Source organism: Mesorhizobium sp. WSM4820, assembly GCF_055811075.1.
The window spans coordinates 105,996-129,327 of record NZ_JBVVQN010000003.1 but is presented as its reverse complement, the minus strand read 5'-3'; the positions used below and the strand labels follow the sequence as shown (position 1 = coordinate 129,327).

At 64.0% G+C, this 23,332-nt stretch carries 16 protein-coding genes; 1 reads left to right on the top strand and 15 read right to left on the bottom strand.

Going from position 1 to position 23,332, the window contains the following annotated elements:
* Positions 1-101 precede the first annotated feature (101 nt).
* The 7 genes from AC0L2R_RS06555 to AC0L2R_RS06525 all read right to left on the bottom strand — a co-directional run bounded on the left by AC0L2R_RS06555 (position 102) and on the right by AC0L2R_RS06525 (position 11,180).
* The gene (locus AC0L2R_RS06555) at positions 102-1,373 is read right to left on the bottom strand and encodes an RNA polymerase sigma factor (RefSeq protein WP_091594781.1); all 1,272 of its coding nucleotides are present in this window, start codon (positions 1,371-1,373) and stop codon (positions 102-104) included.
* Positions 1,370-1,744, bottom strand: a complete 375-nt coding sequence (locus AC0L2R_RS06550) for a YciI family protein (RefSeq protein ID WP_473508169.1) — start codon at positions 1,742-1,744, stop codon at positions 1,370-1,372. The genes AC0L2R_RS06555 and AC0L2R_RS06550 overlap by 4 nt, the downstream gene beginning before the upstream one ends.
* Before the next feature lie 115 nt (positions 1,745-1,859).
* Entirely contained in the window at positions 1,860-2,966 is a 1,107-nt protein-coding gene (locus AC0L2R_RS06545) for a DNA topoisomerase IB (RefSeq protein ID WP_473508168.1), read from the bottom strand.
* Positions 2,967-3,122: 156 nt separating this feature from the next.
* Entirely contained in the window at positions 3,123-4,007 is an 885-nt protein-coding gene (locus AC0L2R_RS06540; protein ID WP_473508167.1) for a transglutaminase family protein, read from the bottom strand.
* A gap of 37 nt (positions 4,008-4,044) precedes the next feature.
* Complete coding sequence (locus AC0L2R_RS06535; RefSeq protein WP_473508166.1) at positions 4,045-6,450, bottom strand: circularly permuted type 2 ATP-grasp protein; 2,406 nt, start codon at positions 6,448-6,450, stop codon at positions 4,045-4,047.
* A 6-nt stretch (positions 6,451-6,456) separates the two neighbouring features.
* Positions 6,457-9,852 carry a transglutaminase family protein gene (locus AC0L2R_RS06530; protein ID WP_473508165.1) on the bottom strand — a complete coding sequence of 1,132 codons (3,396 nt, stop codon included), beginning with the start codon at positions 9,850-9,852 and terminating at the stop codon, positions 6,457-6,459.
* 122 nt (positions 9,853-9,974) lie between these two features.
* Positions 9,975-11,180: an acyl-CoA dehydrogenase gene (locus AC0L2R_RS06525; RefSeq protein ID WP_473508164.1), complete on the bottom strand. Its 1,206-nt coding sequence runs from the start codon at positions 11,178-11,180 to the stop codon at positions 9,975-9,977.
* 185 nt (positions 11,181-11,365) lie between these two features.
* On the opposite strand from AC0L2R_RS06525, the gene AC0L2R_RS06520 reads away from it, so the two are divergent.
* Complete coding sequence (locus AC0L2R_RS06520) at positions 11,366-12,262, top strand: LysR family transcriptional regulator (protein WP_473508163.1); 897 nt, start codon at positions 11,366-11,368, stop codon at positions 12,260-12,262.
* Here the strand turns inward: AC0L2R_RS06520 and AC0L2R_RS06515 are convergent, their stop codons facing one another.
* From AC0L2R_RS06515 to AC0L2R_RS06480, 8 genes are all read right to left on the bottom strand, one after another.
* Positions 12,263-14,569 carry a Tex family protein gene (locus tag AC0L2R_RS06515; protein WP_473508162.1) on the bottom strand — a complete coding sequence of 769 codons (2,307 nt, stop codon included), beginning with the start codon at positions 14,567-14,569 and terminating at the stop codon, positions 12,263-12,265.
* Positions 14,570-14,936: 367 nt separating this feature from the next.
* Positions 14,937-16,118: a serine hydrolase domain-containing protein gene (locus AC0L2R_RS06510; RefSeq protein ID WP_473508161.1), complete on the bottom strand. Its 1,182-nt coding sequence runs from the start codon at positions 16,116-16,118 to the stop codon at positions 14,937-14,939.
* Positions 16,115-17,320, bottom strand: a complete 1,206-nt coding sequence (locus tag AC0L2R_RS06505; protein ID WP_473508160.1) for a serine hydrolase domain-containing protein — start codon at positions 17,318-17,320, stop codon at positions 16,115-16,117. The genes AC0L2R_RS06510 and AC0L2R_RS06505 overlap by 4 nt, the downstream gene beginning before the upstream one ends.
* 238 nt (positions 17,321-17,558) lie before the next feature.
* Positions 17,559-18,593 (bottom strand): extracellular solute-binding protein, encoded by a 1,035-nt coding sequence (locus AC0L2R_RS06500; protein WP_473508159.1) that lies wholly within the window; start codon positions 18,591-18,593, stop codon positions 17,559-17,561.
* 29 nt (positions 18,594-18,622) lie between these two features.
* The gene (locus tag AC0L2R_RS06495; protein WP_127268194.1) at positions 18,623-19,426 is read right to left on the bottom strand and encodes an ABC transporter permease; all 804 of its coding nucleotides are present in this window, start codon (positions 19,424-19,426) and stop codon (positions 18,623-18,625) included.
* Positions 19,419-20,339, bottom strand: a complete 921-nt coding sequence (locus AC0L2R_RS06490) for an ABC transporter permease (protein WP_091594809.1) — start codon at positions 20,337-20,339, stop codon at positions 19,419-19,421. Before AC0L2R_RS06490 ends, AC0L2R_RS06495 begins: the two co-directional genes overlap by 8 nt.
* Positions 20,339-21,433, bottom strand: coding sequence for an ABC transporter ATP-binding protein (locus tag AC0L2R_RS06485; protein WP_287240468.1), 1,095 nt, complete (start codon positions 21,431-21,433; stop codon positions 20,339-20,341). Before AC0L2R_RS06485 ends, AC0L2R_RS06490 begins: the two co-directional genes overlap by 1 nt.
* 144 nt (positions 21,434-21,577) lie before the next feature.
* Positions 21,578-23,245: an amidohydrolase gene (locus AC0L2R_RS06480; protein WP_473508158.1), complete on the bottom strand. Its 1,668-nt coding sequence runs from the start codon at positions 23,243-23,245 to the stop codon at positions 21,578-21,580.
* Between the last annotated feature and the right edge of the window lie 87 nt (positions 23,246-23,332).

Here is a 23,332-nt window from a genome sequence, read left to right as displayed (position 1 = left end):
ACATCAGGCGCTGTCATGGCGTGGCATTACTCGTTTCAGGGAAAAATCGCCACCCCGGCATGGTCTAAGCCAAAGGCAGACCGTTGAACCAGCGAGTCGTCTCAGCGCGCTGCCTGCGCGCCCCGCACGGCGCCTTCCTTCATCAGGCGGTCGATGTGCATGCGGATATGGGCGGCCTCGGCGGCCGTATTGGCAAGCGCAATGGCGCGGTCGAAGGCGATGCGCGCCTCCTCACCACGACCGAGCTGCATCAGCAGGCCACCCCTAAGGCCGAAGAAGTGGAAATAGCCGGAAAGCCTTTGTTCCAACGGCTCGATCATGGCAAGTGCGGCTTCCGGCCCGCGCACCTTGGCGACCGCGACGGCGCGATTGAGCGTCACCACCGGCGACGGCTGCATCTGCTCGAGCAGGCTGTAGAGCAGCTCGATCTCGTTCCAGTCCGTGTCCTCGGGCCTTTCCGCGCGCGCATGCAGGGCGGCGATCGCCGCCTGCACCTGGTAGGGACCGGGCTTGTGGTGGCGCAGCGCTTTGTCGACCAGCGCCAGCCCCTCGTCGATCATCTTGCGGCTCCACAGGCTGCGGTCCTGGTCTTCGAGCAGCACGATTTCGCCGTTCTCGTCGAAACGCGCCGGCGCACGCGCATGCTGAAGCAGCAAGAGCGCCGTCAGGCCCATGATCTCCGGCTCGGTCTGGAACAGCCTGAGCAGCAGCCGGGCCAGCCGGATCGCCTCTTCGCAGAGCGGCGCGCGCGCCGGCGCCTCGCCGCTGTTGGTCGAATAGCCTTCGTTGAAGATCAGGTAGACCATGGCGGCAACCGCGGCGAGCCGTTCGGAGCGCTCGACCGCGCCGGGCGTCTCGAACGGCACGCCGGCATCGGCGATGCGCGCCTTGGCACGGGTGATGCGCTGCTCCATGGCGCTTTCGCCGACGAGAAAGGCGCGGGCGATCTGCTTGACGCTCAGGCCTGAAACGATGCGCAACGCCACGGCGATCTGCTGCGTCGCCGGCAGGTCGGGATGACAGCAGATGAACAGCAGCCGCAATATGTCGTCGCGGTAGTGCGCGCCGTCCAGCCGTTCGGCGATATCGGTTTCGGCATCTTCCAGATCGGAGATCTGGTGCTCTTCCGGCAGCGGCGCCTGCTTGGCACGCTTGCGCACCGCGTCGATGCCGCTGTTGCGGCCAACGAAGATCAGCCAGGCCGCCGGGTCGCGCGGCGGGCCGTTTGTCGGCCAGTTCTTCAGAGCGCGCAGGCAAGCGTCCTGGAAAGCTTCCTCCGCCGCGTCGAGATCGCGGAAGTAGCGCAGCAGCGCGCCCATCGCCTGTGGGCGGGCGGTGCTGATCGCTGTGCTGATCCAGGTAAGGTCGGTCATGCTGAAACCTTGGCGGGATTGAAGAGCGAAACCGGCCGTATCTCGTAGGAGCCGCCGCTCGGGTTGACCTCGGAAAGCTCGCGCGCAAAGTCGACGGCCTCGTCGAGATCGGCGCATTCGAGCGTGTAGAAGCCGAGGAACTGTTCCTTGGTCTCGGCAAACGGGCCATCGATGACGACCGATTCGCCTTTGACCTTTCTCAGCGTTGTCGCAGCGGTCGTCGGCAGCAGCCGCGCCACCGGGCCAAGCCGGCCGGCCTGAGCGTATTTTTCCTGCACGCCCAGGAGTTTTTCCATGACGGCATCGTCCTGATCCTTGCTCCACGAGCAGACGACGTCTTCGGAGGCATAGCAGAGGATTGCGTAGAGCATGGGTGCGTCCTTTTCTCTGTCAAAGGACGAAACAGTAGGACCGATCCCGACACAACGTCGATAAAAAAATCACGTGCTGCGAGCACAATGAAGGCCTGTGGCTGCTCTGTTCGGTTCAGCTTTCCTGCACCTTCAGCCATCTCAGAACGACGGCTTCTTCGTCATCAAGGCCGGCTATCGATCGCTTCCGCTTGTTCGCATCCGCCATTTCGCTGAGCAGCCGACCTTCGGACCAGGCTTCGAAAACCTGTGGGTGGATGTAACAGCTGCGGCAGATGGCTCGCGTGTTGCCCAGCCGCTCGGCCACCTTGTCGATGACGCCGTTCATCACCCGCTTCTGTTGTGCCTGGCTTTCGGGTCGTTCGGTTTGCGCAAACAACGACGCCGCATGGATGGTGCCGCCCCAGGTTCGGAAATGCTTCGAGCTGACATCTGCCCCTGCCGTCTCCCTGATATAGCGGTTGACGTCGTCGGAGCGGATTGGTCGCCTGCTTCCGTCCTCGTCGAGATACTGGAACAGCTTCTGGCCCGGCAGATCCTGCGCCCCGCGCACAATCCTGGCGATCCGGCGATCGACGAGCTTCAGCTTCCATTCCTTGCCGGACTTGCCCTTGAAAGCGAAACGCAGGCTCGAGCCTTTGATGTCGACATGGCGGTCGCGCAGCGTGGTCAGCCCAAAGCTGTTGTTGTCGCGGGCGTAGGCGGCATTGCCGACGCGAATCATCGTGTTGTCGAGCAGCCAGACCACAGCGGCGACAACGCGTTCCAAGGGCAGGCCGTGACGGCGCAGGTCGGCGTCGATCTGGCGTCGCAGCTCAGGCAGACTCTCTGCAAAGGCAACCAGGCTCGAATATTTGACGCCGTCGCGCTCCTCGGCCCATTGCGGATGATAGCGATACTGCTTGCGTCCGCGCTGGTCTCGGCCGGTCGCCTGGATGTGACCGTCAGCAACGGGCGAAATCCACACATCCGTCCACGCCGGTGGGATGGCGAGCGCCTTGATGCGGGCCATGGTGTTCTCGTCGACGCCCTGCCCGTCAGGTCCTTTGTATGAAAATCCCCTGCCGGTCCTGAAACGGCGGATACCGGGCTCGGTATCGGTGACATAGGTGAGCGAGGCTCGATCGGCCGAGGCCTCTCCGCCATTCTTCGGCGCCCCGTTCTTTGGTGCACCCTCCTTGGCAGCCGACCGGCCAGTCGACGATCCGGATTTGTCCAGCATGTCCTCTCCACGAGAAATTTTCCCGTAGATAAGCGCAGCAACGGCTGCTGGTTCCGCGTGTGGCTTCAGAATGATGTCAGCGCACCGCATGTGCGTTCGACGGGCCGTCTCTGTCTACCTTCGGCGCCTACAAATCGATCGCGGCCTCGCTTGCCGTCATGCCTTTTCCAGCACGACCGGAATGACGTCGACCGCCTGCTCGCCGACCTGTCCGCCCGTCGTCTTCAGGACGCCGACGATCGGCGCTACATCCGAATAGTCGCGGCCGTGGCCAACGGTGATGTGGTCGTTGCTTGCCCGCATGCCGTTGGTTGGATCGAATTCCTGCCATCCGGTGTCGCACCCGCACCACACGTTGACCCAGGCATGCATGGCGTCGGCCCCTTCCAATCGCGGTTTTCCGGGCGGCGGAATGGTGCGCAGGAAGCCGCTGACATAGCCGGCGGGGATACCGAGGCCGCGCAGGCCGGCGATCATGATGTGCGAAAAATCCTGGCAGACGCCACGCTTCAGGCTGAAAGCATCGCTCGCCCGGGTCTGCACCGTGGTCGCCTCGCCATCGTAGGTGAAATCGCGATGAATGCGGTTGCACAGGTCCATGGCGGTACCGACGACAGAACTGCCGGCACTGCTCCGCGCATATCCCGTTATATCAGCATCGACGCCGACATGGTCGCTGGCGGCCAGAAAGTGATGCGGTGTATCAGGCGACAGCGACCGCACCGCTTCGAGTTGCTCCCGCAGCCGGCTAATGCCGGGCGACACGTCAAGCCCGGGTTCCGGCCGCGAGACGGCGACGCGCGCGCTCATCCTGATGTCGAGCGTATCATGGGCATCGCGAAAGGCGATCGACGTGACATTGTTGCCGAAGAAATCGGAAAAGTCGGAGCGTTCGCTCGGCGCCGGCGCGAAAGACAGCGAAGCGGCGATCACGCGCTGCACGCCCGATATCGTCGGCGGTAGCACGCGCACCTGATGGCGGCCGCCGCCGGCTGCAGCATCATAGTCGTAACGCAGATTGAGCCTGATGTCGTAGTGCATGCCAGCCTCCGGGTCCCGTCCTTAGCCGAAATAGGCCTTACCCGAAATAAGCCTGGGCGAGGCGGTTATAGAGGCCGCCGATCTCGGTGGCGAGATCGTCCAGGGCCTTGGCCGTCATGTCCGCGGGCTCCTTGATGGCGATTGCCGTATTGAGCTGCAGTATCTCTTTCGCCGCCGGCGACATATGCCCCTCGCCGCCGACAGCAGGCAACAGCGCGATTTCGGCCTTCAGCCGCTCGAGCTGGAACAGGATGGAGCGCGGGTTGAGCGGATCGAGCACCAGGAGGTCGATCACCGTGCGCCTGCCGGCCTGCACCGGATACTGCCGTCGGTGGGTCATCACACTGTCGCCGATCTCCAGCATCATGTCGAGCGCGCCTTCGGGCGCCGCAGCCCCGGTCAGCCGGGCCAGCGTGCGGGCGATCTGGATGCCGCGTTCCAATCGCCGGCCGATCTCCAAGAAGCGCCAGCCGGTGAAGCGATACATATTCTCATGCAGCAGGCCGGAAAACCCGGCGAGCTTGCGCAGGATGACCGTCATCGCCCGCGTCGCATCATCGCCCGGCGCCACCGTTGTCGCGAATTGATGGATGGTCTTCGACAGATCCTTCAGTGCCAGCCAGCCGTCGGGCGAGAAGCGGTCGCGGATCTGTCCGGCGCTGTAGACGGCGCTGTCCAGCGTGCCGATCAGTCCTGGCGGGATCGCCGCCGCGACGTCGATGCCGAACGGTTCGAGATGGTCTCTGATATCGGCAAGCAGCGGCATGTCCGGGTCGGAGGCTTCGGCCAGCCGCACGTGATAGGCGCGCAGGATGCGCACCGTGCCTTCCGATCGCTCGATGTAGCGGCCGAGCCATGTCAGGTTCTCCGCTGCGCGGCTGGGCAGGCTGCCTGGCGAGGTGCGGATGAAGCTGTCGTGCTCCTGGGGCAGCAGCGTCTCGCGCTCCACCGGCCTGTCGCTGACCACCCATACATCCGCAGCCTGGCCGCCGCGCTGCATGGCGATTGCGGTCGGGTCGAGCGAAAAGCCGACGCGGGCAAAACCACCGGGCATCACCGTCCAGCCTTCTGGCGTTCGCGCCAGATAGACGCGCAGCGCTGCCGGCCGCGGCTCAAGCCAGCCGCCGACATAGACCGGCGTGGTCGAAAGCGTCACCGCTTCCTGTCCGACGAAGGCGCCGCCGTCCCGTTCGATCCGGGCTATCAGTTCGGCCCTTTCCCCGGCAACCAGCGCCGAGCCCAGCCTGGTGCAATCGTCATCCTCGAAGGCAAGCCGCGTCGACAGCGCTGGACCGATCACCATGCGGTCGAGGTTGGCCAGCACATGGTCACGGTCCGCGTCCCGCCCGCACCACCATGTCGCGACGCTCGGCAAGAGAAGCTTCTCGCTCCGTAATTCGCGCGAAATTTTTGGCAGGAAGGCGAACAGCGCCCGCGTTTCCATCAGCCCGGAGCCGAGCGCGTTGACGGCTGAGACGGCTCCCCGGCGGATCGCCTCGACCAGCCCTGGCGTGCCGATCTGCGATTCCGGCCGCAACTCCAGCGGATCGGCGAAGGCGGCGTCGAGCCGCCGCCACAGCACGCTGACCGGCATCAGCCCGGAAACCGTGCGCACCATCAATTGACCGCCGGAGACGGTCAGATCCTCGCCTTCGAGCAGCATGATGCCGAGATAGCGGGCGATATAGGCATGCTCGTAATAGGTTTCGTTGAGTGGCCCCGGCGTCAGGATGGCGACACGACCGTCCGATCCCTTGGCCATGCCGTTAAGCGCGTCGCGAAAGCGACGGAAGAAGCCGGCAAGGCGGTGCACATGCATCTCGCCATAAACGTCGGACAGCGCACGGGTGGTGGCGACGCGGTTTTCCAGCGCAAAGCCGGCACCTGACGGCGCCTGGGTGCGGTCGCCCAGCACCCACCAGCGGCCATCCGGCCCACGGCCGAGTTCGAACGCGCAGAAATGCAGGAAATGGCCGCTGGCCGGTCTGGTGCCGACGACGGGGCGCAAATATTCCGGGCTGGCCGCGATCAGCCCCGCCGGCAGGATGCCTTTCTCGACCAGGCGGTTCGGCCCGTAGATATCGGCAATCGTTTCCTCGAACAGCTCGGCCCGCTGGACCAGGCCGGCACTGATCGCGGCCCATTCCTGCTCCTCTATCAGGAGAGGCACATGCGCCAGCGGCCATTCGCGCTCATTGGCGCCGGCCTGATCGTAGAGACGGTAATAGACGCCGGCGTCGCGCAGATACTGGTCGGCGCGGGCGAAGCGCTGGGTGAGCTTTTCAGGCCCCAGATCTTCCAGCGCCTCGATGAACTCCTTCCAGACCGGACGGGGATTGCCTGATGCATCGACCATCTCGTCGAGGACGCCGTCGATCGGCTGGTAGTGCTCCAGCAGGTTATGCGGCCTGCCGCGTATTTCCTGGTGATTCCCCTTTGCCATGGCTGATCAGAGTCTTGCAGGCCGCCGCAGGTCAAGGGTCATCGGGAAATCCTCAGAGGCTTGTTCGTCGCGCAGCACGTAGGCGGACGGCGTATGGCCGCGCGGCTCGAAGCGGGCGAGCCGCCGCGCCTCCGCTTCGTTGCCATTGACCGGGAAAGTGTCGTAGCTGCGCCCGCCGGGATGCGCGACATGGTAGACGCAGCCGCCGATGGCCCGGCCCGACCAGCGATCGTAGATGTCGAAGACCAGCGGCGTGTTGACCGGCAGTGCTGGATGCAGGCCAGATGACGGCTGCCAGGCCTTGAAGCGGACGCCGGCCACCGCGATCTCTCTGGTGTCGGTCACCTTCATCGGCACGATACGGCCGTTGCAGACGACCGCATGACGCTCCGGATTGAGCCCTTCGGTCTTCACCTGCAGCCGCTCGACCGAGGAATCGACGAAGCGCACGGTGCCGCCGATCGCGCCCTGCTCGCCCATGACATGCCACGGCTCCAGCGCCTGCCGCAGTTCCAGCTTGATGCCGGCATGCTGGACCTCGCCGCAGAACGGGAAGCGGAATTCAAGCTGCGCGTCGAACCATTCGGGACGGAACTCGAAGCCGTTCAGCTTGAGGTCGTCCAGCACGTCGAGAAAGTCAGCCCAGACATAGTGCGGCAGCATGAAACGGTCATGCAGCGACGTGCCCCAGCGCACGAAGCGGCCATCGAGCGGGTTCTTCCAGGCGCGGGCGATAATGGCGCGCACCAGCAATTGCTGCGCCAGGCTCATGCGCGCATTGGGCGGCATCTCGAAGCCGCGGAACTCGACCAGCCCCAGCCGGCCGGTCGGGCCGTCGGGCGAAAACAGCTTGTCGATGCAGATTTCCGAACGGTGGGTGTTCCCCGTCACGTCGGTCAACAGGTTACGGAACAGCCGGTCGACCAGCCACGGCAACGGGGCGCTGCCACTGTCCGGATGCGGCACCTGCGCCATGGCGATCTCAAGCTCGTACAGCGAATCGTGGCGCGCCTCGTCGAAACGCGGCGCCTGGCTGGTCGGGCCGATGAACAGGCCTGAGAACAGATAGGACAGCGACGGACGGCGCTGCCATTGCAGGACCAGGCTCTTCAGCAAATCGGGGCGGCGCAGGAACGGACTGTCGTTGGGTGTCGCGCCGCCGACGACGACATGGTTGCCGCCGCCGGTGCCGGTATGACGGCCGTCGATCATGAACTTGTCGGCGCCGAGCCGCGTCTGCCGCGCCTCCTCGTAGATCGCTGTGGTCGTCGCCACGCAGTCCTGCCAGTTTGCAGCCGGATGGATGTTCACCTCGATGACGCCGGGATCCGGAGCCACGCGGATGACGTTGAGGCGCGGATCGTGCGGCGGGCCATAGCCCTCGATATGCACCGGCAGGCCGATAACCTTTGCCGCATTCTCGGCCGCCGCGACCAGTTCGAGATAGTCCTCCAGCGCCTCGACCGGCGGCATGAACACACAAAGCCGTCCGTCGCGCGGCTCGACCGACAGCGCGGTGCGCACCGCGCCACCGATCTCGGTAATCTCCTGTTCGACACGGTCCTGCTGGCCGGTCGCTGCGGTGAAGGACGCCGCCTGCTGCCGGCGCGCCATTTCGTCAGCGCCTTCAAGTTCGGCCGGTGCAGCCTCCGGCAAAGGAGCGGCTTCAGGCAAAATAGCCTCGCGCGCCGGCAATGGTCCGCGCGGCAGCGAAGGATCGACCGGCACGATGTAGGGGAACTGCGCCGGCGGCACATGGGGAAGCGTGCCGAGCGGCAGGCGGTAGCCGACCGGTGAATCGCCCGGCACCAGGAACAGCCTGCCGCGCCGCGTTTTCCATCTCTCCGAACGCCAGCGCGGTCCGGACGCCTGGCTGTTCCAGCGCTGGACAGGCAGTACATAGCCCGACGGCTTGGTCAGGCCGCGTTCGAACACCCGCGCCATGCGGCTGCGCTCCTCGGGGTCGTCCAGCTTCGAATTCGACGGATCGACATTCTCCGGCAACTTGCCTTCCTTGAGCAGCCACTCAGCCGGGTCCTCATAGGCTTCGCTGACCATTGACTTGTCGATGCCGAGTTCATCGGCAATCGCCGTCAGCAGGCTTTCAGCCTGCTTCGGCCCAACATCTGCTTCGCCTGCTTCATCTGCTTCGCTGTTCTCCCGCGCGATCAGCGACGGGTCGCTCCACACCGGCTCGCCGTCGGCGCGCCAGTACAGCGAAAAGGTCCAGCGCGGCAGGCTTTCGCCCGGATACCACTTGCCCTGCCCGTAGTGCAGGAAGCCGCCGGGCGCGAAACGCTCACGCAGCCGGCGGATCAGCGCATCGGCCTTTTCGCGTTTTGTCGGGCCGACGGCGGCGGTGTTCCACTCCTCCGCCTCGAAATCATCGATCGACACGAAGGTCGGCTCGCCACCCATGGTCAGCCGCACGTCCCCGGCTTCGAGTGCGGCGTCGACCTGCCTGCCCAATGCGTCAAGCGCCTGCCAGCTTTCGTCGGAGAATGGCTTGGTGATGCGGGGGTGCTCGGCGATGCGGTCGACCCGCATGTCGAAGCCGAACTCGACATTGGCGAAGCTCGCCATGCCGGAAATAGGCGCGGCGTTGCGGAAATGCGGCGTGGCCGCCAACGGCACATGGCTTTCGCCGGTGAGCAGGCCGGAGGTCGGGTCGAAGCCGATCCAGCCGGCGCCCGGCAGATAGACCTCGCACCAGGCATGGAGATCGGTGAAGTCGACGGCGGTGCCAGGCGGTCCGTCAAGCGCGACGAGGTCGGGCTTCAGCTGGATCAGGTAGCCGGAAACGAAGCGCGCGGCGATGCCGAGGTTCCTCAGGATCTGCACCAGCAGCCAGCTCGTATCGCGGCACGAGCCTTTCTTTGCGGCCAGCGTTTCCTCCGGCGAAAAAACGCCGGTTTCCATGCGCACGATATAGGCGACCTCGCGCTGCAGGCGGGCATTGAGGTCGACGACGAAATTGACGGTATTGGTTGGGTGGCGATCGATGGTTTGCAGGAACGCCGACAGCAGCGGTCCAGCCGGTTCCGGCGTCCGGTAGATGGCGAGATCGGCGCTGATCTCTTCCGGGTATTCGAACGGCAAGATCTCGGCCGCCGGCTCGACGAAAAAATCGAATGGGTTGTAGACCGTCATGTCGGCGACGAGGTCGACCTCGATCTTCAGTTCCGCCACCGGTTCCGGAAACACGAAGCGCGCCAGGAAATTGCCGTAGGGATCCTGCTGCAGATTGACGAAGTGGCTCGCCGGCCCGACCTTCAACGAATGGCTGAGCACCTTGGTGCGGGAATGCGGCGCCGGCTGCAGCCTGATGACCTGCGGGCCGAGGACGACCGGCCGGTCATATTTGTAATGGGTCAGGTGGTAGACGGCTGCCAGAATTGCCATGGGACCCCGAAAGTGGGCGTTTCAACGAACTCGCCGAACCCTGACACAAATGCTGGCCATTCTCCAAGCAGAGATGTTGCGGTGCATCTAATTTAAGCAGCGTTGCCGGCCCAGGGGCCGGCTCAGAAAAACGCCTGCAACCCGGTCTGCGCTCGTCCGAGGATCAGCGCATGCACGTCATGCGTGCCCTCATAGGTGTTGACCGTTTCCAGGTTCTGCGCATGGCGCATGACGTGGTAGCCGATCTGGATGCCGTTGCCGCCATGCATGTCGCGGGCCTGGCGGGCGATGTCGAGCGCCTTGCCGCAATTGTTGCGCTTGACGATCGAGATCATCTCGGGCGCCATCTTGCCCTCATCCATCAGCCGCCCGACCCGCAAGCTGCCCTGCAGCCCCAGCGCGATCTCGGTTTGCATGTCGGCGAGCTTCTTCTGGAACAGTTGCGTGCCGGCCAGCGGCTTGCCGAACTGCTTGCGGTCAAGGCCATATTGGCGGGCCCGGTGCCAGCAATCTTCCGCCGCGCCCATCGCCCCCCAGGAAATGCCGTAGCGCGCCCGGTTGAGGCAGCCGAACGGCCCCTTCAGGCCCGACACGTCAGGCAGCAGCGCGTCCTCACCGACCTCGACGCCTTCCATCACCACTTCGCCGGTGATCGACGCGCGGAGACTGAGTTTGCCGTCGATCTTTGGCGCCGACAGCCCCTTCATGCCTTTTTCCAGCACGAAGCCGCGAATCTCGTTGTCCTGCGCGCGCCCACTCTTGTCGGACAACTTTGCCCAGACGACGAACACGTCGGCGATCGGCGCGTTGGAGATCCACATTTTCGAGCCCGAGATCCTGTAGCCGTTCGCCGTCTTCTCGGCCCGCGTCTTCATGCCGCCCGGATCGGAACCGGCATCCGGCTCGGTCAGCCCGAAGCAGCCGATCCATTCGCCTGACGCCAGCTTCGGCAGATATTTTTTGCGCTGCGCCTCCGAGCCATAGGCATGGATCGGATACATCACCAGCGACGACTGCACGCTCATCATCGAGCGATAGCCAGAATCGATGCGCTCGACTTCGCGCGCCACCAGGCCGTAGGTGACGTAGTTGGCGCCGAGCCCGCCATATTCTTCCGGAATGGTGATGCCGAGCAGACCCGCTTCGCCCATCTCGCGAAAGATTCCGGCATCGGTCTTTTCCTCGAGATAGGCTTCCTCGATCCTGGGGGCGAGCTTGTCGGCGGCGAATGCCGCTGCGCCATCGCGCACCATCCGCTCGTCTTCCGACAGCTGATCCTCGATCAGGAAAGGATCATCCCAGACGAATGCGTTCTTGTCGGCGGCCATGGCCTCGGTCTCCCAACTCTTGCGTGTCGCCCAAAAGCTTGCCCTCGGGCCTGACCCGAAGGTGTCCGGCGGTTTGGGATAACGACATGCATAAACAACAACATGAATTAGGCGGCTTATCGGCTTCCAGCTCGAAAAAATCAAACGAAATTGCTTCGGCGATCAATGAGCGTTAGTAATGGATAATGAACGTACAGCGCCGCCTTCTACCTGGTATCAGCGCCCTTGCCGCCTTCGAGGCGGTGGCCCGGTTGGGCAGCTTCACCGCCGCCGCGCAGGAGCTCGATCTGACACAGGGCGCCGTCAGCCGGCAGATCAAGCTTTTGGAGGATCAGTTTGGCCGCCGGCTGTTCGAACGCGACAGCCGCAATGTCAGACTGTCGACGGCCGGCGAGATCTATGCCGAAGCGGTGCGCGCCGCCTTGGGTCAATTGCGCGACGCAGCGCTTGGATTGATGAGCAATCGGCATAGTGGCATCTTGAACCTTGCGATCCTACCGACCTTCGGCACGCGCTGGCTGATGCCGCTCATCCCGGATTTCGTTGAAAACAACCCCGACATCACCATCAATTTCGTCACTCGCATCGGCCGCTTCGACTTCGCCCGCGAACGGCTCGATGCCGCCATCCATTTCGGCCTGCCCGACTGGCCGGATGCCGACTCGACGCTGCTGGTGCGCGAGACGGTGGTGCCAGTCGTCTCGCCCGAATTTCTGGCCGGCCGCGCCATTGCCACGCCTGCTGATATCGGCCGTCTGCCGCTGTTGCACATGGCAACGCGGCCCGGCGCATGGACCGAGTGGTTCGAGCATCAGGGTTTGAGCGCACCGACCGGACCGGGCATGCAGTTCGAGCAGTTCGGCACTGCCGCCCAGGCCTGTATGGCCGGGCTCGGCGTGGCGCTGCTGCCGCAGGTGCTCATCTCAGGCGAATTGCAGCGCGGCCAGTTGGTGCCGGCACCGGGTCGGCCGATGCAAAGCCGCAGCGCCTATTATCTCGTCGTGCCGCACGACAAGCTGGGCCATCCGCCGGTCGCCAGTTTTCGCGACTGGCTGCTGCGCCATGTGCCGCCGGAGAAGTAGCTACTTCCGCTTCAACGCATCGGCCAACGCGGCGCCGAATGCGCCTTGTTGCACCGGCCTTTCCGCCTGACGCAGCGGCGCCGGCGTGCGCGGCACCGGTCTGTTGCCGTTGTCGCGCGGCTTCGGTGTACCGCCGTCACCTTCCCTGCGCATCGACAGGCCGATGCGCTTGCGTTTGATGTCGATGTCGACGACGCGCACCTTGACCACGTCGCCGGCTTTCACCACCTCATGCGCGTCCTTGACGAAACGGTCGGCCAGTTGCGAGACATGCACCAGGCCGTCCTGGTGCACGCCGATATCGACGAAGGCGCCGAACGCGGCGACATTGGTGACGGTGCCTTCCAGCAGCATGCCTGGCTTCAAATCCTTGATGTCGTCGACGCCGTCGGCGAAGGTCGCGGTCTTGAAGCCGGGGCGCGGATCGCGGCCGGGCTTTTCCAGTTCCGCCAGGATATCGCGCACCGTCGGCAGGCCGAACCGCTCATCGACGAAGACACGCGGATCGAGCGCCTTGAGAGCGGCACTGTCGCCCATCAGCGAGCGGAGGTCGCGTCCGCAGGCCGCAACGATTTTTTTCGCCACGCCATAGGCTTCGGGATGCACGGCCGAGGCATCGAGCGGTTCGGTGCCGTTGGGAATGCGCAGGAAGCCGGCGCATTGCTCGAAGGCCCGGGGTCCAAGGCGCGAGACCTTCAACAGGTCACGTCGGCTGGCGAAGGGACCCGTCGCGTCACGGTGCGCAATGATCGCCTCGGCCAGCGATGCGCCAAGACCCGAAACCCGCGCCAAAAGCGGCGCCGAGGCGGTGTTGAGGTCGACGCCGACGGCATTGACCGCGTCCTCGACCACCGCTTCCAGCGAGCGGCCGAGCCGGTACTGGTCGACGTCGTGCTGGTATTGGCCGACGCCGATCGACTTCGGCTCGATCTTGACCAGTTCGGCCAGCGGATCCTGCAGCCGCCGCGCGATCGACACCGCGCCGCGCAGCGACACGTCGAGGCCGGGGAATTCCGCCGCTGCTGTTGCCGAGGCGGAATAGACCGAGGCGCCCGCCTCGCTGACGATCACCTTGAGCGGCTTCGGCCCGGACTCAGCAGGCATGTCGGCCAGCATGTCGGCGACCAGCCTTTCCGTCTCGCGGCTGCCGGTGCCGTTGCCGATGGAAATCAACTCGACCTTGTGCAGGCGGATGAGTTTTGCCAGTTCGGCCTGCGTGCCGCGCACGTCATTCCTTGGCGGAAACGGATAGACCGTCGTCGTCGCCAGCAGCTTGCCGGTGCCGTCCACCACCGCCACCTTGACGCCGGTGCGGATGCCGGGGTCGAGCCCCATCGTAGCGCGCGAGCCGGCCGGGGCAGCGAGCAGCAAGTCCTTCAGATTGCGGGCGAAGACATGGATCGCCTCCTCCTCGGCCCGCTCGCGCAGATCCCGCATCAAATCGAGCGTCAGATGCAGCGACAGCTTTACGCGCCAGGTCCAGCCCGCCACCTCCATCAGCCAGCGGTCGCCCGGCAACTGGCGGCCGATGGCGTAGGCGTCGGCGATCATCCGCTCGACCGGCTTCACCGGCGACGCGTCGTCGGCATCGACCTCGATGTCGAGCGACAGCACCTCTTCGTTGCGGCCGCGCAGCATCGCCAGGGCGCGATGGCTCGGCACATTGGCCCAGCGCTCGACATGGTCGAAATAGTCGGAGAATTTCGCGCCGGCTTCCTGCTTGCCGTCGACGACGCGCGACCGCATGAAGGCGCGTTCCTTCATGTAGCTCCGCAGCCTGCCGACCAGATCGGCATTCTCCGCGAACTGCTCGGACAGAATGTCGCGCGCGCCCTCGAGCGCCGCCTTGGCGTCGGCCACCTCTTCAGTGATGTAGGCCAGCGCCAGTTCGCTGGGCGCCGCGGCGCGGTCGGCAAGGATCGCCTCGGCCAGCGGTCCCAGCCCGCGCTCGCGCGCGATCTCGGCCTTGGTCCGGCGCTTCGGCTTGTAGGGCAGATAGATGTCTTCGAGTTCCGCCTTGGTGACGGCCGCCGCGATCTTGGTTTCAAGCTCTTCGGTCAGCTTGCCCTGCTCGCGGATCGAACCGAGAATGGTGTCGCGGCGCGCATCGAGCTCGCGCAGATAGGCTAGGCGTTCGGCCAGCAGGCGCAGCTGCGTGTCGTCCAGACCGCCGGTGACCTCCTTGCGGTAGCGCGCCACGAACGGCACCGTCGCGCCTTCGTCCAGCAGTCCGATCGCCGCCGCGGCCTGTTCGGGCCGGGCCGTGATCTCGGCTGCGATGATTGCTGCGATGCGCTCGGATGCCATGTCGTTCCTGCTGTCCTGTCGAAAAGAGCGGCGACCATAGGCGCAGAGCGTCGCCCCGCCAACCTCGCTCTTTTCGACCGATCAAGAGTTCCACAGGAAAGCACGTTGGAAATTCGCATGGCAGAATGCGCCCACGCCTGGATTTGCCCGTGCCCTTCAAGACGTGCGCGCTGCCCCTCATTGCCCTGCCGGGCATTTCTCTCCGTATAGCGACGGGGAGAAAGACGCCTTCGCAAAGGGTTTCGCCAACGAACAGCGTTGCAAAAAATAGCGCCGCGGTGCGGCCAGCCCCCTTCTCCCCGTCACTATACGGGGAGAAGCGGATGAGGGGCAGCGCTGACATTGCCAGTCGGATACGATTGCCCTGCTAGACCATCCGGCTCAGCGCATCGAAGAAGGTGACCATATCGACATCGAGCGGCTCGTCGACCGGCTCAGGCTGCGACGACATCTTGGCGATAACCACCTCCGCCTTGGGATCGACGTAGAGCCACTGGCCGTGGATGCCGATACCGCAAAAAGCGCCGCTGGCCGCGCCGGTCTGGTACCATTTGTTGCGGTAGCGGCCTTGCGGGAAGAGGAACGCCATCGCGCCACGCTGCCAGGCGTCCGTGTCTCCGCCTGTGCTGACAGTGTCGCGCACCCAGGCTTCCGGCACGATGCGGCGGCCATGGGCGATGCCGCCCTGCCGCATCATCTCGCCGACCCGGGCCAGATCGCGCGGCGTCACCGAAATGCCGCCGGCCGTGCGCGCAGTGCCGGCCATATCGACTGTCACCGAGGCTTCGCTCATTGCACCAAGCGGCAGCCACAATTTCTTGTGCATCAACTCGGCGAAGCGCTGGCCGGACGCGCGCTCGAGCAGGATGCCGAGCAGGTCGGAATTGGGCGAGCGGTAGCGGAACGTCCGGCCATGCGGCTCGGCAAGGCGCTGCAGCGTCAGGATGAAGTCGGCCAGGCTTTCCATGCCGCCGCCCGGATTCCACAGCGTCGCGCGGCGATAGCGGGCAAAGGCGCTTTCCGGATCGAGATAGGCTTCTTCGAAGTCGAGGCTGACGCTCATGTCGAGCACATGCCGCACGCTGGCATCGCCATAGGCCGAGCCGGCAGCTTCCGGCAGATAGCGGGTCACCGGCGCCTGCGGATCGAAAACCCCCTCGCCCTCCAATATGCCGGCCAGAATGGCGGTCAGCGACTTGCTGATCGAGAAGATGATGTGGCGCGCGCCGAACTCCATATGCGGTGCGAACCAGTCGCCGACGAATTTGCCGGCTTTCGTGATCGTCAGCGCGTCGGTGTCGGAGCGCGCGAGAAAGGCCGCAACGGTCTCGGCGCCGCCGGTCAGCGCGATTTTTTCGTCAAGCAGCCCATCAAGGTCCTGTGCCGGCGCCTCACTGCCGCTTGACGCTGCAGCGACACGTGCGCTCGGCACCAACTCGCCGACATTCTGGAACGACCACCGGCTGAACGGGCTTTCGCGCCAGTTGCCGAGCAGCACCTTTTTGCGGGCAAAGCCATGTCTGGTCCCGAACGCGGTCTTGCCGGTCATGGCGTGTTCCTCAACGCGGCGGCGATCGCGTGGACGGCTTTCATCGTCGCCACCGAAAAGGCGATGCTGGTGAAATCCGCGTAGCTCGAAAGCTTCACCACGACCATTCTCGTGTTCCAGTCGATATGGATCAGCTGCCCGAACACGCCCCGGCACATCAGCGCGCGCGAACGCGGGTCCTCGATCCAGAACTGGTTGCGGTAGCTGCCTTGCGGCAGGCTGGGATTGAAGTCCGGTCCATGCCTGCCGGTGCGCGTCGCCTCGATCCAGTCGGCCGGCACGACGCCGCCGCCATTGTCGAGGATCAGCTGGCCGAAACGGCCATAGTCGCGCAGCGTGGCGTTGAAGCCGCCATCGGCGATGGCGTAGCCGGCACTGTCGACGGTGAAGCAGGCGCTTTCATCCGCGCCGAGCTTCTGCCAGAGTTCTTCCGAAACCAGTTGCGCCAGCCGCTTGCCGGTCACCCGTTCCATGATGAAGGCGAGCACGTCGGTCTCTATCGAACGATATTCGAACGCAGCGCCATGCGGCCGGCTTGTCTTCTTGAGCCGCAGGATCAATTCGAACATATGCGATGGCCACTCGAAGGCCGGGTCGCTGTCCGGCGGCACCGGTTTCCAGCCGCTGGCGACATCGACCTGACCGATTTCGGAATAGCGGTCGGTGTATTCCTCGGAAAAACGCACGCCGGACGTCATGTCGAGCACATGCTGCACGCTGGCGCCGGCCCAGCCGGTAGCTTCCAGCTCCGGCAGATAGGTCGTCACCGGCATGGCGGGATCGACCAGGCCGCGCCCGGCGAGTATGCCGAACACCGAGCCCGTGACCGACTTGGCCATCGACTGCGACAAATGCAGCGTGCGCTCGGTCATGCCGTTGCAATAGCGCTCATAGGCGATCTTGCCGTCCTTGAGCACGAGGAACCCATCCGTATAGGTTTCGTCCAGCAGCCCGGCCAGCGTCGTAGGCGTCCCCGTGCTGTCGCTCACCGGCAGCGCGTCGAGATCGACCTCGGTCCGCTCGAAGCGGCGGCGATGGCCATTGCCGCGGCAGACTTCGACGGTCGGCAGAATTTCGCGGATGTGCTGGAATGCCCAGCGATTCCAAGGTCCCCTGTCCCAGTCGAGCTTCGGCGGCACCATCTTGGGCGGTGAGCCCTGCATGATCGGCGGCCGCGGATCGGAGTTGCGGTAAGACTGCATGAGAATTTCCCTGCCGCCGCATGCCGCTCTTCGGTTCACTTGGATGAGGAGCGGTCTGCACAGCGGACGAAAAAGCCCCCGAATGGGCCTTTAGAGTGACGAACGCCCGACGCCATGGCGAAGGGCAGTGCCGGCAGGCCAGGTGAGGGGCGGCGCGAACGCTGCGAATTCAGCGCTACCCCTCATCCGGCCCTTGACCCGCCTTCTTCCCGCTCGCGCGGAAAAAGGCGGAGTGCCGTTATTTCTGAACGTCCGTCCAGATGCGCGTGTAGAGTTGCTGCACATCGGGCGAGCAAGGGGTGAGGAACTCGCCCGCTTTCTCTAGTTCTGGCGGTACCACCAGTTCGGGCGCATCCTTCATGTCGGCTGGCATGAATGTCTTCGAGCCCTTGACGCCATTGGCATATTTGGCGAAGGCGGAGATCATGGCGGCGTTCTCGGGATCCATAATGAAGTTCATGAACAGCTTGGCGTTGTCAACATTCTTGGCATCCTTGAGGATGGCAACACTGTCCATGAAAAAGGGGAAGCCCTCCTTCGGGTAGCCGAACTTGATGTCGGGGTTCTTGATGCGCGAGCGCATGATGGCGCCGTTCCAGTAGTAGACGGCCGAATAGTCGCCGGCCGGTAGCTTCTCGGTCACGCTATAATCCATGGCCAGCCACTTCGGCTTGGCCTCCACCAGCTTGTCGCGCACTTTCTTGAGCAGTTCCTTGTCGTCCGTGCACCAGTCGCCGCCCAGATACTTGATGGTGGCGAACAGCACGTCGTTCATTTCCGGCGCGACATTGATCTTGCCAACCAGTTCCTTCGGCGGATCGAGAAAGATGGCCGAGGTGTTGAGGTCGCCGTCATAGATCTTTGTGTTGACGCCGATACCGGTCAGGCCCCACTGCCACGGAACCGTATAATGACGGCCCGGATCCCAGGGAACGTTCACCCAGCGCTCGTCGACATTCTTGAAGTTCTCCATCTGGTCGGGCCGGGCCTCAAGCAGAAGCCCTTCCTTCACCCAGATCGGCACGTAGTTGGCCGACGGCACCACAATGTCGAAGCCATGACCACCGGCGCGTACCTTTGCTAGCGCGGTGTCGTTGGAGTCGTAGTCGGTGATCGTCACCTTGACCTTATAGGTATCCTCGAACTTCTTGATCATCTCGGGGCTGGTGTAGTCGCCCCAATTAAAGATGTTGAGTTCGCCTTCCGCATACGCGCTGCCCGCAAAGGCAAACATTGCGAATACCGCCGTGGCAGCCGTGGTCTTCCATTTCATTGCTATTCTCCCGTTTTGGCAATCGTTGGTCATGGCTTGCGCCGGTTGACGAAGTAGAACACGGTTACGAGCACCACCGACAGCGCCAGGAATACCGTGGCGATCGCATTGATTTCCGGGCTCGTTTCGCGCCGCAACTGGCCGAGCATGTAGGTGGGCAGCGTATCCTGGCCGCCGGACTTGACGAATTCGGTGATGACCACATCGTCGAGCGAAATGACGAAGGCGAGCATGAAGCCCGCGATGATGGCCGGCCTCAAGAGCGGCAGCGTCACGAAACGGAAGGCTTTCCAGGGCGTGGCGTATAGGTCAGCGGCTGCGCGCTCCAGCGTCAGGTCCATGCTGTCCAGCCGCGCCCGGATCGGCAGGTAAGCGAACGGGATGCAGAAGGCGGTGTGCGCGGCGATCAGGTAACCGAGTCCTGAGTAACCGGTCCAGACCTTGATGCGCGAGAACACGATCAGGAGCGCGACGCCGGTGACTATCTCCGGCACCATCAGCGGCTGGTTGATGAAGGCGTATTTGAAGGTAAGGCCGGGATAGGGCCGCGTGCGGGTCGTGGCCAGCGCAGCCATGGTGGCGGCGATCGTCGACAGCGCGGCGGCCGAGACCGCCAGCACGAGCGAGCGGACGGAGGCGTCCTGCACGGCCGAATTGTGCCAGGCCGAAATAAACCAGCGCAGTGAGACGCCGTCCCAGCGCGAAAGCGAATCCGCCGTGTTGAACGAATAGGTGACGAGCGCCGCGATCGGCAGATAGAGCGCGAAGAAGGTCAGAAGCGCCATGAACCCGAAGCCGGGTTGCGCCTGGATGTCGAACGGACGCTTAGCCATGGGCGCCCTGCGACCCGGATGCGTTGCGCACGTAGAACAGGAGCGCGATCATCACCAGCACCATGAGCGTAATTGAGATGGCCGCGCCAAGCGGCCAGTTACGGCCCGCGCCGAACTGCAGTTCGATCAGGTTGCCGAGCATCATGTTCTTGCCGCCGCCCAGCACCCGCGGAATGACATAGGCGCCAAGCGAGGGAATGAAGACCAGTATCGAGCCGGCTATGACGCCGGGCTTGATCAATGGGAAGATGATGCGGCGCAGAACCTGCCAGCGACCGGCGTAGAGGTCATATCCGGCCTCGACCAGCCGGAAGTCGAGCTTCTCCATCGAGGCGTAGATCGGCAGCACCATCAGAGGCAGGTAGATATAGATCATGCCGAACAAGATGGCGGCGTCGGTATTCATGATCTGCAGCGGTTGCTTGATGATGCCGAGCGCCATCAGCGCCGTGTTGACCAGCCCTTCGTTGCGGATCACCTGCTGCATAGCGAAGGTGCGGATCAGGAGATTCGTCCAGAACGGAATGGTGACGAGGAAAACCCAGACCTCGCGCGTCTTCGGCGGTCGCGTGGCGATGAAATAGGCTGTGGGGAAGCCGAAGAACAACGTCAGCACGGTGGTGTAGAACGACAGGCTTATCGAACGCCAGAAGATCGACAAATGCGCATCGGCGAAGGCCAGAGTGTCGTCGAAGATGTCACGCTGCATCAACACCGACAGCCAGCCGTCGGTAGAAAATTTCCACACCACGTCGCCATAGGGCCCCGGCGTCAGGAAGGAATAGATCACGACGATCAGCAGTGGTCCGCTCGCGGCGAGAAAGATGATGATCAGCGCCGGCGCCGACAGCAGCCAGCGATCGCGGATCTCTCGGCGCTCGGCCTCCTCAGCGACTTGTTCCGCGCTCGCCATCAGTCCCTCAGCACTTGCGCGGCGTCGTTGCCGATCGAGATGCCGACCTTGTCGCCCCGCTCGAAACCGCAGCCGGCGCTGCGCGTGTTCTGCTGGCGCACGGTGAAGCTCTCGCTGCTGTCCAGGCGAACATGGATGTGGGTGTCGGTGCCGAAATAGACGATGTTTTCGACCGTGCCCGATAGGTCGCCCTTGCCGCTGGTCAGCTTGGCATGTTCGGGCCTGACCACCACGGTTGCATTGTCCTTCGGCTGGAAGCCTTCAGCCACGGTGGCGTCGATGGTCGCGCCGGATTTGAGCGTTGCGCGTGCCTTGCCGTTGCCCATTCCTGATATGGCCGCCGTCAGGAAATTGGTTTCGCCGATAAAGTCGGCGACGAAACGCTCCGCCGGCTTGTCATAGATATCCCAGGGCGTGCCGACCTGCAGGATCTTGCCCGCCGACATCACCGCGATGCGGTCCGACATGGTCAGCGCTTCTTCCTGGTCGTGAGTGACGAAGATGAAGGTGATGCCGGTCTCGTGCTGCAGCCGCTTCAGCTCGATCTGCATCTCCTTGCGCAGCTTGAAGTCGAGCGCCGACAGCGGCTCGTCGAGCAGCAGCACTTTCGGCTGCGGCGCCAGTGCCCGCGCCAGCGCCACGCGCTGCTGCTGGCCGCCGGAAATCTGGCTGGTGCGGCGGTTGCTCAGCGCCTCCATCTTGACCAGCTTCAGCATCTCGGCGACCCGCGCCTTCACTTCGGCCTTGGGCTTGCCGAGCATTTCGAGGCCGAAGCCGATATTCTCGGCCACCGTCATATGCGGGAACAGCGCATAGTTCTGGAACACGGTATTGACCGGCCGCTTGAACGGCGGCAGCGGCGCGATGTCCTGGCCATGCAGCAGGATCTCGCCGGCACTGGGGAAATCGAAGCCGGCGATCAGCCGCAAAAGCGTCGTCTTCCCGCAGCCGGACGGACCAAGCAGCGTGAAGAATTCATTTTCGCGGATCGACACCGAAACCGTGTCGAGGGCGGCGACCTGTGACTCCCCGCTACCGAAGACCTTGCGGACGCCACGAACTTCAATTGCACTTTTACCCGGTTGTTCCGGCACGATTACCCCATTCTTGTGTCCGCTCTTCTGGCGGATCCAGTTCCCACTCGATTGTCAGCACACGGCGCATGGCTTGGCAAGCACACATCTGAATGTCGATCATACATCTGAACGTCGATTTAGGACGCAATTCCCGTGCCACCGTCAGGCCTGGTAGGTGATCTTGCCGCCGCAGATCGTCGTCACCGGCCGCACCGTATGCAGCGCTTCCGGCGCGGTCGCCTCGATGTCGCCTGAGAGCACCACCAGATCGGCCATAAAGCCTGGCTTCAGGCGGCCCTTGCGGTGCTCCATGAACTCGGCATAGGCGCCTTCCACCGTGTAGCCCGCTAGTGATTCATGCAGCGAAAAGCTCTGGTCGGGATCGCCCTCTGCCCAAGGTTTGCGCAGCACCGCCGCCTGAATGCCCAGAATCGGATCGATCGGCGACACCGGCCAGTCGGAAGCGAAGACGACATGCGTGCCCGCCTGCTTCAGCGTCCGCCAGGCATAGCTCAGCGGCCATCTTTCGCGGCCGATGCGCGAAAGCGTCGGCTCCAGCGGGAAGTCCATGGCGCCGGGCGGGTGCGGCGGCTGCATCGAGGCGATGACGCCAAGCTCTGCGAAGCGCGGTATGTCGGCGGCAGTGACCACCTCGATATGCTCGACCCGGTGCCGGCTGTCGCGCCTGCCGTTCTTCCGCCGCGCCGCCTCATAACCATCGAGGACCGCGCGCACCGCGCAATCGCCGATCGAATGCACGGCGACCTGCAGCCCGCGCCGGTCGGCCTCCCCCGCCACCTCGGCGAGATGCTCCGGCGTAAACAGCGGCTCACCGCGCCAGCCCGGCCGGTCGGCATAGTCGTCGACCATCACCGCGGTCCAGCCTTCCAGCACGCCGTCGTAAAACATCTTGACCATGCCGGACGACAGCCATTCCGATTGATAGGAGTTGGCCATGCTCGATGCCTTTTCCAGCCTGTCGAGCGTCATGAAGTTCTTGAAATGAAAAGGTATCTTGGTGCGGCAGAGCAGTCGCCCTTCCTGTTCCAGCCCGGCTAGCAGCTCTAGCTGGTAAAGATTGCCGTCCATGTTCTGGATCGAGGTGATGCCGTGGCGGGCGCACCATTCCAACCCGCGATGCATCAGGTCACGATCGGCCGCGACTTCGGCGGCGGAAGGGTACGGCTCGGGCTCTCCGCCTGTCGCAATGCCGAGCCGCACTCGGTTCTGCCCCGAAAGCTCGAGGATTGGCCCGAACGCCTCCCCCTCGCGCAATTCGCCCGCCGCCAGGCCATCCGCTCCCATGACGATCTCGTTGCCGGGACCGAGTTGCTTGCCGTGCAGGACGCCAGCCAGCTCCAGCGCCTTGGTGTTGGCCCACATCGTGTGATGATCGGAAGCCGACATGGCGAACGGCCGGTCGGCGATGATGCGGTCGAGATGATGGCGGGTGACCGGCTCTTCCTTGGAAAGGATGGTGTAGTCGACGCCGGCCCCAAGCAGCAATTTGGCGTTCGGCCGTGCCGCCGCATAGGCGCGGATCGCGTCGCTCAGTGCATCGAAGCCATGCACGCCCTGAAGGTGCAGATTGTCGAGTTCGGCCGCGCCGCCGAAAAGATGCATATGCGCTTCGATAAAGCCCGGCACCATCGACCCGCCTTGCGCATCGATAATCTTCGTGGCCGGCCCTTTCAGCACCTCAATCGTCCGGCGATCCCCAACCGCGAGGATGTTGCCGTCCTTTATCGCCACCGCCTCGGCCGTCGGATTGCCTTCGTCCATGGTCAGCACACGGGCATTCATGACGATCAGGTCGGCATTTGAACTCATGATTACCCGCGGTTCGGTTGCGCTACCGACAGGCTAGACGAGTAGCTGCCGTGCCAGCAAGCCATGGCTGGTTGGCCCAGCGCCTTG

Excerpts from the sequence above, each read along its gene's own strand:
- AC0L2R_RS06515 (WP_473508162.1), bottom strand. The coding sequence starts at position 14,569 with ATGGCATCCGAGCGCATCGCAGCAATCATCGCAGCCGAGATCACGGCC.
- AC0L2R_RS06505 (WP_473508160.1), bottom strand. The coding sequence starts at position 17,320 with ATGCAGTCTTACCGCAACTCCGATCCGCGGCCGCCGATCATGCAGGGC.
- AC0L2R_RS06500 (WP_473508159.1), bottom strand. The coding sequence starts at position 18,593 with ATGAAATGGAAGACCACGGCTGCCACGGCGGTATTCGCAATGTTTGCC.
- AC0L2R_RS06525 (WP_473508164.1), bottom strand. The coding sequence starts at position 11,180 with ATGGCCGCCGACAAGAACGCATTCGTCTGGGATGATCCTTTCCTGATC.
- AC0L2R_RS06520 (WP_473508163.1), top strand. The coding sequence starts at position 11,366 with ATGAACGTACAGCGCCGCCTTCTACCTGGTATCAGCGCCCTTGCCGCC.
- AC0L2R_RS06480 (WP_473508158.1), bottom strand. The coding sequence starts at position 23,245 with ATGAGTTCAAATGCCGACCTGATCGTCATGAATGCCCGTGTGCTGACC.
- AC0L2R_RS06545 (WP_473508168.1), bottom strand. The coding sequence starts at position 2,966 with ATGCTGGACAAATCCGGATCGTCGACTGGCCGGTCGGCTGCCAAGGAG.
- AC0L2R_RS06510 (WP_473508161.1), bottom strand. The coding sequence starts at position 16,118 with ATGACCGGCAAGACCGCGTTCGGGACCAGACATGGCTTTGCCCGCAAA.
- AC0L2R_RS06555 (WP_091594781.1), bottom strand. The coding sequence starts at position 1,373 with ATGACCGACCTTACCTGGATCAGCACAGCGATCAGCACCGCCCGCCCA.
- AC0L2R_RS06530 (WP_473508165.1), bottom strand. The coding sequence starts at position 9,852 with ATGGCAATTCTGGCAGCCGTCTACCACCTGACCCATTACAAATATGAC.
- AC0L2R_RS06490 (WP_091594809.1), bottom strand. The coding sequence starts at position 20,339 with ATGGCGAGCGCGGAACAAGTCGCTGAGGAGGCCGAGCGCCGAGAGATC.
- AC0L2R_RS06495 (WP_127268194.1), bottom strand. The coding sequence starts at position 19,426 with ATGGCTAAGCGTCCGTTCGACATCCAGGCGCAACCCGGCTTCGGGTTC.
- AC0L2R_RS06550 (WP_473508169.1), bottom strand. The coding sequence starts at position 1,744 with ATGCTCTACGCAATCCTCTGCTATGCCTCCGAAGACGTCGTCTGCTCG.
- AC0L2R_RS06540 (WP_473508167.1), bottom strand. The coding sequence starts at position 4,007 with ATGCACTACGACATCAGGCTCAATCTGCGTTACGACTATGATGCTGCA.
- AC0L2R_RS06535 (WP_473508166.1), bottom strand. The coding sequence starts at position 6,450 with ATGGCAAAGGGGAATCACCAGGAAATACGCGGCAGGCCGCATAACCTG.